The sequence below is a fragment of the Aureispira anguillae genome, assembly GCF_026000115.1.
Classification (GTDB): Bacteria; Bacteroidota; Bacteroidia; order Chitinophagales; family Saprospiraceae; genus Aureispira; species Aureispira anguillae.
Window position 1 is genome coordinate 4,825,657 of record NZ_AP026867.1, and the last position, 13,060, is coordinate 4,838,716.

At 34.5% G+C, this 13,060-nt stretch carries 13 protein-coding genes; 8 read left to right on the forward strand and 5 right to left on the reverse strand.

Going from position 1 to position 13,060, the window contains the following annotated elements; all coding sequences use genetic code 11:
* Positions 1-49: 49 nt before the first annotated feature.
* Entirely contained in the window at positions 50-1,030 is a 981-nt protein-coding gene (locus AsAng_RS18870) for an endonuclease/exonuclease/phosphatase family protein (RefSeq protein WP_264788648.1), read from the forward strand.
* A gap of 100 nt (positions 1,031-1,130) precedes the next feature.
* Here the strand turns inward: AsAng_RS18870 and miaA are convergent, their stop codons facing one another.
* Positions 1,131-2,057 (reverse strand): tRNA (adenosine(37)-N6)-dimethylallyltransferase MiaA, encoded by a 927-nt coding sequence (miaA, locus tag AsAng_RS18875; RefSeq protein ID WP_264788649.1) that lies wholly within the window; start codon positions 2,055-2,057, stop codon positions 1,131-1,133.
* 673 nt (positions 2,058-2,730) lie between these two features.
* On the opposite strand from miaA, the gene AsAng_RS18880 reads away from it, so the two are divergent.
* The 3 genes from AsAng_RS18880 to AsAng_RS18890 are packed head-to-tail and all read left to right on the forward strand — an operon-like array spanning position 2,731 to position 5,251.
* Entirely contained in the window at positions 2,731-2,955 is a 225-nt protein-coding gene (locus tag AsAng_RS18880) for a FeoA family protein (RefSeq protein ID WP_264788650.1), read from the forward strand.
* On the forward strand, positions 2,952-5,072 hold the full coding sequence (gene feoB / locus AsAng_RS18885; RefSeq protein ID WP_264788651.1) for a ferrous iron transport protein B: 2,121 nt from the start codon (positions 2,952-2,954) through the stop codon (positions 5,070-5,072). Before AsAng_RS18880 ends, feoB begins: the two co-directional genes overlap by 4 nt.
* Positions 5,072-5,251, forward strand: coding sequence for a hypothetical protein (locus tag AsAng_RS18890; protein WP_264788652.1), 180 nt, complete (start codon positions 5,072-5,074; stop codon positions 5,249-5,251). Before feoB ends, AsAng_RS18890 begins: the two co-directional genes overlap by 1 nt.
* A gap of 142 nt (positions 5,252-5,393) precedes the next feature.
* Here AsAng_RS18890 and AsAng_RS18895 read toward each other — a convergent pair whose 3' ends face one another.
* Together AsAng_RS18895 and AsAng_RS18900 are read right to left on the reverse strand one after the other, a co-directional pair.
* Positions 5,394-6,404 (reverse strand): SPFH domain-containing protein, encoded by a 1,011-nt coding sequence (locus tag AsAng_RS18895; protein WP_264788653.1) that lies wholly within the window; start codon positions 6,402-6,404, stop codon positions 5,394-5,396.
* A gap of 62 nt (positions 6,405-6,466) precedes the next feature.
* Positions 6,467-6,847 carry an START-like domain-containing protein gene (locus tag AsAng_RS18900; RefSeq protein WP_264788654.1) on the reverse strand — a complete coding sequence of 127 codons (381 nt, stop codon included), beginning with the start codon at positions 6,845-6,847 and terminating at the stop codon, positions 6,467-6,469.
* 575 nt (positions 6,848-7,422) lie between these two features.
* Here AsAng_RS18900 and AsAng_RS18905 point away from each other — a divergent pair.
* Positions 7,423-8,295 (forward strand): sigma-70 family RNA polymerase sigma factor, encoded by an 873-nt coding sequence (locus tag AsAng_RS18905; protein ID WP_264788655.1) that lies wholly within the window; start codon positions 7,423-7,425, stop codon positions 8,293-8,295.
* Between the two features lie 79 nt (positions 8,296-8,374).
* Here AsAng_RS18905 and AsAng_RS18910 read toward each other — a convergent pair whose 3' ends face one another.
* Entirely contained in the window at positions 8,375-9,013 is a 639-nt protein-coding gene (locus AsAng_RS18910; RefSeq protein ID WP_264788656.1) for a TetR/AcrR family transcriptional regulator, read from the reverse strand.
* Between the two features lie 608 nt (positions 9,014-9,621).
* Complete coding sequence (locus tag AsAng_RS18915; protein WP_264788657.1) at positions 9,622-9,900, reverse strand: hypothetical protein; 279 nt, start codon at positions 9,898-9,900, stop codon at positions 9,622-9,624.
* A 355-nt stretch (positions 9,901-10,255) separates the two neighbouring features.
* Here AsAng_RS18915 and AsAng_RS18920 point away from each other — a divergent pair, with 355 nt between their 5' ends.
* From AsAng_RS18920 to AsAng_RS18930, 3 genes are all read left to right on the forward strand, one after another.
* Positions 10,256-10,852 (forward strand): tetratricopeptide repeat protein, encoded by a 597-nt coding sequence (locus AsAng_RS18920; protein ID WP_264788658.1) that lies wholly within the window; start codon positions 10,256-10,258, stop codon positions 10,850-10,852.
* Positions 10,853-11,001: 149 nt separating this feature from the next.
* Positions 11,002-12,096 (forward strand): hypothetical protein, encoded by a 1,095-nt coding sequence (locus AsAng_RS18925; RefSeq protein ID WP_264788659.1) that lies wholly within the window; start codon positions 11,002-11,004, stop codon positions 12,094-12,096.
* Between the two features lie 373 nt (positions 12,097-12,469).
* Positions 12,470-13,057, forward strand: a complete 588-nt coding sequence (locus AsAng_RS18930; RefSeq protein ID WP_264788660.1) for an RNA polymerase sigma factor — start codon at positions 12,470-12,472, stop codon at positions 13,055-13,057.
* Positions 13,058-13,060 lie beyond the last annotated feature (3 nt).

The window sequence follows — 13,060 nt, forward strand, 5'->3', positions numbered from 1 at the left end:
GCCTTTATTTTTTGCCAAAAATCAATCATTATTCAACAAAATAACAAGCATGAAGTCAATTCTTATCGCCACTCTCCTACTCCTTATTTCATTACAATTTGCTTTAGGTCAGGGCTTAAAAATAGCTACCTTCAATTGTGAATTCCTAGTCAAAAGAAAAGTACATATGAAATATGGGCTGCCTTTTAACATGAAATATGCCTCAAAAGCTGCTAAACAAGAATGGCAAGACGATCGTTTTAGACAAAAAAAGTTTGACGAAGCAACAGAAGCTGTAGCCAAACACCTAAAAACACTCCATGCAGATGTATTGGGATTAACAGAGGTAGGTAATGAAGCAGAAGTGAAATTATTAGTGGAAGCACTCAAAAAACAAGGTTTAAATTATCCCTATTGGAAGGTAGGTAAATCCGATGACTCGGCAACTGGGCAACATGTAGCCTTATTGTCAAAATACGAACTAACAGATGTTGTTCTTTCTTTTCCCAATCGTGGGTTGTTTTTTGTAGAATCAGATAAAGATGAAGTCGATGAAACAGGGCTTAGCAAAGCCATGAAAGCAACTATTAAAGTCAATAATTCACCCATTCATGTATTTTTGTTTCACTTAAAATCTGAGCGTGGCGGCGAGGATAGTGACCAAAAACGCTTAATGCAGGCTGAATTGGCTAGACGAGTGATGATTCCTTATTTGCAAAAGGGAGAACATGTTGTTGTTATGGGAGATTTAAATAGCGAAAGGCGACATCCTGCCTTGTTAACCATTCGTGGATTCAACGATATAGAAGAAGAACTCATTCAAACGGGAGATACTTATTATTTTGAAAATTACGATACTCGCTGGACGTATAACTATAAGGGGCAGCAGGATCAAATCGATCATATTTTATTGTCCTTAAGCCTAAAAAAAGCTTGCAAAAGTAATAATCCCAAACAAAAACAATGGGGCATAAAAACATCCATTTTACCCACTAATAATGAGCAGGTTTCTGATCATAATGCGCTAATTGTTGAATTAAGTTGGAGATAAGGTTTGAATTGTTCAATTTGGAGATTTGAAAAGGTATTTGTTATAATTTTCAAATTTCCAAATTGATACATTTTTAATGCTAAAAACGTCAAAGAGTACCTTAACAGTTAGTCTTATTAAGCTGGTTTTTGACCCAATCAATTACCTCATCAGTAGCCGTTCCAGCCTTGACCCAGTGCAATTCAGTTTCCTTTCTCAACCAAGTCAATTGTCGTTTAGCATAACGACGTGTATTCCGCTTCACCAATTCTATCGCCTCTTCCAAAGAAGTTAAGCCATCAAAATGATCAAAAAACTCTCGATAACCTACTGTTTGTAGTGCGTTTAGGTGGCGTTTAGGATACAGTGACTTCGCTTCTTCTAGCAATCCATTTTGCAACATTAAGTCTACCCTCAAATTAATTCGCTCGTACAGTTTGGCTCGATCCCAATCAATCCCTATTTTGATTACTTCAAAGGGTCTTTTTACCTTATTTCTGCCTTGAAAAGAAGAAAAAGGTGCTCCCGTGCCTCGGCAAATCTCTAAAGCACGAATAAGCCGATGCGGATTTGATAAATCAACCTTCTTGTAATAAATGGGGTCAGCAATTGCCAACTCTTCCTGTAAGGATTCTATCCCTTTTGTTTCGAGCAACTCATTCAATGCTTCTCGAATGCCTTTGTCTACAGCAGGATATTCATCAATTCCATGACAAACAGCTCGACTATACAAACCAGAGCCTCCTACCATAATTGCTAGGTCGTGTTCTTTATAATAAGTTGTTAAAAAAGATAGGGCATCTCGCTCAAAATCACCAATATTGTAAGCTTGTTCTATAGACAAACAGTCTACAAAATGATGAACGGCTGCCGCTAATTCCTCGGTAGTCGGTTTGGCTGTGCCAATGGTCATTTCTTTAAAAAACTGCCGAGAGTCACAAGACAGGATTTCTGCCTTAAAATATTGAGCCAATCCAATGGCTAAAGCCGTTTTCCCACTCGCCGTTGGACCTTCTATAACAAGTAAATATTTTTTATTTTCATTCATAAGAGACACATCAATATAAATAGGATAAAATGGGGGGGCACTTTTAGCTGAAATGGTCGTACCCAAACACTAAAAACAACAAAATTAGACTTTAATCTTAATGAATACAAATTATTGTTACAATCAAAATAGCCTTGTATCATTTAAGTAAATGAATAGCTCTATTTTTTAGCTTTAATAGGATGAAGTGGTGCGTTTTTTTGCGTCAAAATAAACTAATTTTGGTTCTTTGACAACTTGTGTACTAATCGTAAAACGTAAGGTAAAATGCTTCTATTTTGGGATATTAGAGCCTAGATCACGTTGTTTTTAGATCGCTTCGCTTTTAGACTATATAGGTATGAATTGCAACTATATAGTCTAAAAGCGAAGCGATCTAAGTTCTAAAATCTAATACCCCAACGGCATAATTAAAGACGTTAATTAAAATTTCCACACGATTTACGGGTTGTCAAAGAGCGATAATTTTAAAATGAAATCAGGCAGATTTTTTTCCTATAAATAAAGCCTAAACTATGCTGTACGAGTAGCCTATCTACAGCTTTCTATTTATACTTAATCCAAATTAATATAATTAGTCATTCGCTTAATAATTTGGAAACAATTTAGTAATTTTGAGTTTTTATTTTGATCTCCAAGCCCAGCTCAATACTAATCAAAAAGGGTTAAAAATATGGTATTAACAGATTTAAAAACGGGTGAAAAAGCAATTATCCAGAGTTTTGGTAATCCAAAAGTTGAGTTAATTATGACGGACATGGGTTGTCCGCTAGGTACTACAATTGAAATCTACCACAAGACCATCTCTAATGGTCCTATCTCTATCAAAACTTCCTCTGGAAATTTACTTGCCATTCGTTCTGAAGAAGCCAAGCATTTGACGATTTGTAAACAATGATGATAACAACAAAAGAACTTCAAATTCAAAATATTGCCTTATTGGGGAATCCTAATGCGGGGAAATCTTCTCTTTTTAATGCACTAACGGGACTCAATCAAAAAGTAGGCAATTATTCAGGAGTTACCATTGACAAAAATACGGGTACTTGGAAGTGGAAGAATGGGAAAGACATTGAACTCTTTGATTTACCAGGCATTTACAGCCTATTTGCAAAATCTCCAGATGAGCGTGTAGTGCTTGATCCGCTCTTAAACCTCAACAGTAAAGATCGACCCGATTTGATCTTAGTGGTTTTAGATGCGAGCAACTTGAGTCGTAGTTTATTGTTATTGGATCAAATTCGAGCATTCAACTTTCCTCTTTTAGTGGTATTGAATATGATAGATGTTGCAACGGATAGAGGAATTGTAATCGATGTTGCTGCACTTGAAAAAAAGCTAGGTTTGCCTGTTGTTCCCATCAATGCCCGTTTAGAGCAAGGAATAAAAAACTTAGAAAATGCTATTTCTACCATTCAAGCTCCCGAAATCAAACCTCCTTCCCCACTGGATGCCCCTTGGGAAAGAGAACTAAGTACTCAAATTGATATTCAACATAGTTTACATGCTAAATTACTAGCAAGCCAATATCCTTATCTTAGTTTTTTGTCTGAAAAGGAAAAAACATTTATTAGTAAACTCCTTGACAAGCATCAACCTGACTTACTGACCTTACAAACGCAAGATTCTAAGCAGCGACTAGCCCAATTAGAACAGTTGACCCAAGAAGTGGCTACAGCACCAAAAACCACAACGACCTTAACCGAACGGTTGGATAAAATTTTGCTGCATAATGTTTGGGGCTATGTTGTCTTTTTTGCCTTGTTGCTATTGGTATTCCAAGCTATTTTTAACTTAGCAGGACCACCAATGGATTTTATTGATGAAAGTTTTGCCAATCTCACTGGTTGGTTAAGTGGAGTTCTTCCTGAAAGTCTATTGAGTAATCTACTCACAGATGGTATTATTGCAGGAATTGGTGGCATTGTCATCTTCATCCCTCAAATTGCCATTCTATTTGCCTTAATTTCGATTCTTGACGAGACAGGATATATGGCTCGTGTCATGTTTTTGACGGACAAAACAATGAGCAGATTTGGATTGAATGGAAAAAGTATTGTTCCGCTAATCTCTGGAGCTGCTTGCGCAGTACCTGCTGTTATGGCAACTCGTAACATTACTTCTTGGAAAGAACGCTTAACTACCATTATGGTTACTCCCCTAATGAGTTGTTCTGCTCGCCTGCCTGTCTATATTATATTTATAACCTTGGTTGTTCCTTCTGGTATCGCTTTTGGTCCTTTTGGTTTACAATCTTTGGTCTTGGCAGGCTTATATTTAGGAGGATTCCTTGCAGCACTAATCTCAGCTTGGTTTTTTAATAAAATACTAAAAACCGAACAGGAAGAAAAAGCATTTTTTGTGATGGAACTCCCCTCTTACAAGCTTCCTCAATGGAAAAGTATTGGAATTACCATCTACCAAAAAACTAGTGAATTTGTCTTTGAAGCAGGCAAAATCATCATTGCCATTTCTATTATTTTGTGGGTATTGGCCACTTATGGTCCCCCAAAGGCAATGCAGCAGGCAGAACAAACTGCCATTGAACTCTACCAAAACAATCCTAGTTTAGCCAATAGTGAAGCAGAGTTGATTGCCTCTAAGCAATTAGAAGCCTCTTTTATTGGGCAAATTGGTCATTTTATAGAACCTGCAATCCGACCATTGGGCTACGACTGGAAAATTGGGATCGCACTAATTACTTCTTTTGCCGCACGAGAGGTCTTTGTTTCTACCATGGCAACCATTTATAGTGTTGGTGATGGAGAAGATAGCGAAGGTACCTTATTAGAAAAGTTACGAACCGAAGAAAATCCACAAACAGGAAAACCTGTCTTTACTACTGCGGTAAGTTTTTCGTTGTTGATTTTTTACCTTTTTGCCATGCAATGTATGGCAACCCTAGCCATTGTTCAACGAGAAACCAAAAGCTGGAAATGGCCGCTCATTCAACTCCTTTATATGACGGTCTTAGCCTATTTTGGTGCTTTATTAACCTATCAATTACTGAGCTAATGGAATATCTGGAACATCTGATTATCTTTCTCATTTTTGGATTAGCCCTACGCTATTTGTTTCGAGTATTTTTTGGAGACAAAGCAACAGGCTGTTCTAAAAGTTGTGGTAATAAATGTGCGGTTGCCAACTTAGATAAGGTCATAAAAGAATTTGAAAAAGATTGGAAAGAACAATAAATTTGACAAAAAAAACTGTTAATCAACATAATGTGATTAACAGTTTTTTTTATAAACATTATTCCGCAAAAGATCATACTACATGGATTATCAGTTCTATGTTTTTTTTCAATCTAAAACATAAAAAAACCGATAATCAGCCTTATAATTTAGCCAATAATTCTTTCTTTTTATCGTTGAATTCCTGCTCTGTCAAGATTCCCATTTCTTTTAATTCTCCAAGCTCTTTCAAGGTTTTCATGATTTCCTCTCTAGACATTTTTTCCTCTTTGCCAGCAGCATTGTTGTTGGAATTATTTTGATTTTGCATCATCTGTTGCATCATCATTTGCTGCATCATCAAATCATTTTGGGTCATTTTTCTATTTTCATAATTCCCCTTTTCAGCAGCAATTTTGTCAACGTCCATCTGATTAAACGCCCTCATTTTATTAAGATTCTCATTGCTGGTGAGGTTCAATTTTGCCATTTGCTTCATGTGCTCTGTAATTTCTGGTGGCAATGAAACAGAGGTAATCTGAAACTTGGTTAATTCCAAACCAAATTCTTCTAAATCTTTTTGGATAAGAGGACGAATGGTATCTCCTAATTCTGAGTATTGGGAATAAATATCAAAAGCTGTTGCGCCGCTTTCAGACAATGCCTCTGCAAATTTAGGAACCACTAAAGCACGAAAAACATCTTCTAATTCATCGACCATCAATAGGTTGCTAGTACCAGCATATTCTCTATAGAATTTTTTAGGGTCTGTTACTCGTATAAAATACGTACCAAAAGCACGTACTTCGACTCGACCAGCATCGGGATCTTTGACAAAAATAGGATTGGGTGTCCCCCACTTAAAGTTGGTTAATTGTCGAGTACTAATAAAGTAGACATCTGCTTTGAAAGGAGAGTTAAAGCCATGTTTCCAAGATTTTAGCTTGGTTAAAACAGGCATATTTTCTGTTTTGAGGGTATGCCGTCCAGGTCCATACACATCTGCAATTTGACCTTCATTCAAAAAAATTGCAGCTTGAGATTCACGAACAGTTAGTTGAGCACCATATTTGATTGAGGCATCTTTGTCAGGAAACTTCCAAATAAGTGTATCTTTACCATCCTCTTTCCATTCAATAACCTCTAATAGTTCATTTTTGAAAAAACCGAACATAGTATAAATTGTTTAAAAGGGGTTAAGTATTAAGTTAATGGTGCAAGACTGCATCTAACTAATTAACCACCAGTTGCACGTCTTAAACCTTCCATTTGAGTAGCCCAAAATTGTTTTTCTTGTTCTACTTCATCTGAATCACAAAACGCAGTAATCTCCAAAATAGTTTCCCCTGTAACTTCAGATCGACTCATTTTGAAATCCAAAAACTCCTCTTCACCTTCAAACTCTTCCCACTCCAATTTTAGTTGTTCGTTCTCAATATCCTCCAAAATGGTTGCAATTTCTTCTTCACCATCCCATTCAAAAGAAAAACGACCATCAACAACATTACAGTCATCACAAAACCATCGAATTAAGCAATCAGGTGTGGTCAAAAATTTATAAATAATAGTTGGAGACGCTCTAAATAAGAACTCCATCGTAAAAGATACTCTATCCATAGAAATAGTATTTACTTGGGTTTATGCGATTTTCATGATTAAATAAAAATTAAACAAATACTGTTTTGAATAGGCATACTTCACATATGCTTGGGTTCTGAAAAAAAAACAGCTCTCTAATCATCAAAAAATACACGTTGAATTAGATTCTACCTACTTTGCTAAAGTATTGGAGATTTGTCCAATAATTTTTATCTTTTTGCAAAAAGGTTTCAAATTAGTATAATGCATCCATATAGATTTTATTCCTCCAAAAGAATAGTCACCTATACAAAGACAGATATTTATAGCCTCAAAATTAAGGTTAATTAATATTTTGTCTGTTCCCCACAATTAATAATAAAAAAATCAATTTTGCAAAAAAAAAGAACAAAATATAGTCAAATTAGTAAAATTCATTTAAAGTATTGTTATCAAAATACAATTATTGGAACATTGTTTTGGTTTAAACGTTATTTTTTATGAGAATTAAACAAACAAAGCCTTTTGAAGTACAATAATTCTTTGTATTTTTGTGGGTCAGTTTGCTAATAGCTGTTTAATATTAAAAAAGTCTAAAAAACTAACAGAGCTGTATGAGACAATTAAAAATTACTAAGTCTATCACCAATCGCGAGAGTCAATCTTTAGAAAAATATCTTCAAGAGATCGGTAAAGTTGACTTGTTAACCCCAGAAGAAGAGGTAGATTTAGCAAAACGTATTAAACAAGGCGATCAAATAGCATTAGAAAAACTAACTAAAGCCAATTTACGTTTTGTGGTATCAGTAGCCAAACAATACCAAAACCAAGGATTGTCTTTGAGTGATTTGATTAACGAAGGAAACTTGGGTCTTATCAAGGCAGCACAGCGTTTTGATGAAACAAGAGGGTTTAAGTTTATTTCCTATGCTGTTTGGTGGATTCGTCAATCCATCCTTCAAGCTTTAGCAGAACAATCTAGAATTGTTCGTCTTCCGCTCAACAAAGTAGGTTCATTAAATAAAATAAACAAGGCATTTTCTAAACTAGAGCAAGAGTACGAACGTGAACCGTCTTCTGATGAGTTGGCTGATATTTTAGAAATTCCATCCGCTGAGGTAGAAACTACATTGGGTGTTGCTGCTCGTCATGTTTCGATGGATGCCCCCTTCGTAGAAGGAGAAGATAATTCATTATTGGATGTACTAGAAAACACCAATACACCAAAGACAGATTCTCAATTGGAGTATCTAGAATCTTTGCGCAATGAAATAGAACGTTCTTTGTGTTCTTTGACTGATCGTCAAAAAGAAGTAATTAAACTTTATTTTGGAATTGGTTTTGAGCATCCAATGTCTTTAGAAGATATTGGCGAAAAATTTGGTTTGACAAGAGAAAGAGTTCGTCAAATCAAAGATAAAGCCATCAACAAGTTGCGTACTTCTTCGTCTAAAAGTAAATTACTCAAAGCTTACTTGGGAAGATAAGATCAATACGCTAAGAACTATAAAAAAAGCTGTTTTGTATAACACAAAACAGCTTTTTTTTATTGGCTGAATAGTACAATTATGGCTTGATTGCATCCAAAACAAACTGGGTAACGGTTTGTTTTCGCTTTACCATAAAACGTCTCATTCGTTCGTCGTCAATGCCCAATGTTTTTTGGAGAACGGTTTGCGCCATAATGGGTAGCAAACACAAGGACATGATGTTCAAGATCAGTTCCGCTGAACGTATTTCTGATTTTACGGTTCCTTTTTCGATTTCAACCTGTATTTGTTCATTAATCAAGGGAATAATTTTACCAATTAATCCTCCTTCATAATCCAATACATTCAAAAACAGTTTCTCTGGATTTTGGCTCAATTCATTGACAATAAAATTTGACAAATAGGGCTCTTCCAAGAAAAGGTCAATCATCATGTCTACCAAATGTGCTACTTTGGTATTTAGATCAGATTGTTCCAGAAATACGTTCATAAGCATTGGTGTAACTGACTTTACACTTTGCTCAAATACCTTATCAAAAAGCTTTTCCTTAGATCTAAAATAGTAATGCAGCATTGCTTTGTTTACTCCTGCATCATCTGCTATTTCTTGCATTCTAGCACCTTTCAAGCCTTTTTGGTAGAATACTTTTTTTGCAGAAGTTAGAATTTTTTCTTCTGTTGGTGTCTTTTTCAAATCCAGTTGGTTTTCATTCATAATAAGAAAACATTACAGATCTCTACATTAGATATAAATATTATTCATTGGGGTGGTGTATCCATGAATAGACGCTATCAATATTGCAAGAGCATATTTATCCTCTATAGACAATCTTAGTTTTCTTTTTAATCTCTTATTCAATATTGCATAATCAAGCAACCCGACAAAGAAAACGCACAATAAAAAAATTATTTTTTATCATCAAGGTGAAAACAAAGGTTCACACAACAAAATTTAGTGATAGGGGGGTATCAACAAATTTTTCATAGACAACGATGGAAAAAATACGGATTTTAATCTGCAAGAACTTTTAGTTCATTACATTTATGAGCGCTCTGCTTTTAGTTGGGCGATTACTTATGACGCATAAATACGACTTTTTTCTCTAGTTTTCAAACTTTTAGCAGCGAATTGAGTCTCATAAATTAACTTCAAGTAGCTCCATACTACTCACAAAAGCAGCAATTATTCCCCCCAATCCACAAAAATCTAACACTTATTTTACGCTATCCGAAGGTTTTTAAAATTTAACAAAATGGGCTTTTTCTAGCCCTATTTTAATTTTTACAGAAACCATCGGATAGAGGGCACTTATTTAATGCTTCTTATATAATTTCTTCCCATTCATCTTCATGACAGGCTAAATATTTTTCGAACAAAGCGGTACTGCTGTCATACATCTCCTTAAAGCGTTCTTTTACCTGCTCTTGGAATGCTGCATCAATTAAATTCTTAATATCATTTAGGTTAGCAATCTTTTCTGATTCTCTAAATTTAAATGTTTGTTCAAACAGATCTGATTCAAACTTTACGATCAGTCGATCATTATTCTTAAACACGGTTGTTTTGTATCCTTTTGTATCTAAATAACCAATAATTCTCATTTGTATATCTTTTATATTTTATGGGTTTAATGCCCTAATTAGGCACTCCATTCGTTCTTTATTGCTTTACAAAGATAAATATAAAACTCTTTAAACATTACCTTTCTTAGAATTTCTATTTTTAACATAACTTACTTATATTTAAAGAAATGTATCATATTGTATTTATAAAAATGCTTTAAAAGAAGAAAAATTTAAATTTTGTCGTGTAGCTCGCATATTTTTTGCAGTAACTTAAATAGTTTAACATAAATGTAAAATAAAGTATTCTATTTCAACAGTAACAAAAGTAGAAATACAATCATCAAGAGGCAGATTTACCTCAACAATTCAATTTTATAATTAGATTTATAGTATGAAAAACACGACCAAAACAACTAATAAAGTAATCAAATCCAGTCCTTTTCGCTGGATTGCAGCGGTTGCTATTTTTGCTTTAATAGCTGGGCTTTGTTTTATAAATTTCTCTAATGAAGATCAGGTATATGAAGACCACTTTGTAGCATTTGAAGATGAACTTAGTGAAGAAATGGATCTAATGCTTTCGACTCGTGGTGCTGGTGATGAATCCTACACTTCGCTTCGTATGATTAGAGAAGGCATGGAACATTACAATAATAAAGAATATGATAAAGCAATTCCTATTTTTCAAGAATACTTAGAAAAAAATACAGAGGCTAGTGACTATAACGAAATCAAGTTCTACCTAGGTGTTTCTTTCTTGGGGCAAGGAGAAGCAGAAAGAAGTGCTAAAATATTTGAAGCCATCGCTCAATTAGAAGGGCAACGATTTCAGGAGGATGCTAAATGGTATTTATCCCTAGCTTATGCTCGTACTGGTGATACCGATAAAGCTAGAGCACAACTGCAAGATTTAGCGAGCAGTGAAAAATATGGCGCTAAAGCCGAAAAAATATTAAACCCAACTAAAACTAAGGTTGCTTTCAGATAGTTAGTAACCGCATTAAATCATATCATAGCTGATATAACCTATTTCAAACAATTGTTTGGAATAGGTTTTTTTGTAACCAAATTTAGATGTTGCATTATAGAGTCAATGAATTACACATTTACTTCTCATCATCCAAATATGTTATTGCTATGAATTACTACTCATTTTTTGCACTTTCCTTGATTTTATCTTTACTAATCCCCGCTCAAACACAAGCCAACAACGAACTCGATCAACTGTTCGATAATACAGATATTACTTGGGCTGCCGAAGTTTATACCGATTATGTCCCTAACATCAATAGTTATCAATTTGGGAAAAAAGAAATGAAAAAGCGGTATGGCATTTCCAGAAATAACACGGACATTCTTAAAATTCAAAATGAGGTAGATGACCAACACATCCACCCCCGCCCTGCTGGGTTAGCACACAAACTCTTCCAATTAACAGCCAATAATTTTAAGGCGTTTAAAGATGCCTCCCTAAAAGAACAACTGAGTTATGATACTTATAAAGATATTGTAAAACAAATTAAACAGGATACCGTTTTTACGTTTAATCCTGCTACCTCTAAAGAGACAATGCAAGTCATTGTAAGAGAACTAAACCCTAATGAGGTAGAAATTTTTAGAGTTAAGCAAATTTTGCATTATAATGCAAAAACCAATCAATTGGGAGTCACTCCTATTGCTATTGCCCCTATTCTGACGACCTATAGTTCAACAGGAGAAATTACCAAAACAACACCTTTGTTTTGGATGCCAATAACAGAAATTTCTCAGGCTATGGATTTATCGCCTTCTAATATCAATTGGGCAAAACGCCTTTCTCGATCTATTAGCACAGATCAAATAACCGTAATCAAGGGTAAAGGGCAAATTGGTGATATTGTTTACTCTATTATTGAAAAATCTGAAAAAAATGCGGACAAGGCTAAGTTATACCATACGTTTGGAAATTTTACTCCATTGGAAGCCAGTGAAATTAAAAATATTCGCAGCAGCATTGATACCATCATTACCTTTAATCCAACAACCTTTGAGGAAATTGTGCAAGTTGTTTCTAATAAATTAGATCCTCAGAGTGTACAAAAAATTCGCATTATTCAAAATTGGGTCTGGGATAAAAGAACTCAACAAATGAACATCCGCCTGATAGCATTTGCTCCTATTGTTAATCGTTATGACGAGGCTAAGAATTTCTTAAATTCTGGACCTATGTTTTATAAAAAACCCAATGAATAATTATTAATAGATTTAGTGATTATTTTTTCTTTCATCGAACAAGCTAAACTAAGCAAGCACCCAAAAAGCAAATAAACCACTAATAATCAACAAATTCTACCTCTATATATTTTTAATACCAAAAGATAGGGCAGTCTATATTATTTTAGGCTGCCCTTTTTAGTCTAAAAAAAGAACAAATATTTTTCAAAAAAAAGGCATCACAAAGCAGCATTATAGATTTCAGCTTCGTTTTACGAGCAAAGATTCTTATATTTATAGATAGGCGTTGAATCAATATTTTGTAAATCCAATAAACTAATATTAATTATATAGCAGTAGACTTTTTACATTTCCTATAAGATTACGACTCCTAAGAATAAATTATCCAAATATGGCAATTGCTTTGAATATTTCAACGACAAAACATATTACCAATGATGTACAGTCTAGCTCAGATGAAGCTAAACTCATAGCTGGTTGTTTAGCAGAAGAACGTTGGGCACAAAAACAGCTTTATGAAAAACATTACGGGAAAATGATGGGAATATGTTTGCGTTATTCTAACAATACAGAAGACGCAAAAGACATCCTCAATGAAGGTTTTATCAAAGTTTTTCGCTATTTGCATCGTTACAAAATAGGTACGTCTTTAGAAGGTTGGATTCGTAGAATAATGATTAATACCTCCATTGACTTTTATAGAAAAGCCATTCGTCATAGAACAGAGGATATTGAATATGCAGCTAATACGACGGCCACAGGTGAAGATGCTATTAGTAATTATTCTGCCAAAGAAATTCTTTCTGTTATCCAAACCTTACCGCCATCTTATCGTGCCGTATTTAACCTTTATGCAATAGAGGGGTATTCGCATCGAGAAGTTGCTACTCAATTGGGAATCTCAGAAAGTACATCAAGGTCAAATTTAGTAAAAGCTCGTGCAAAACTAAAAGCCTTACTAACTAGACTTTACAAATAAAAT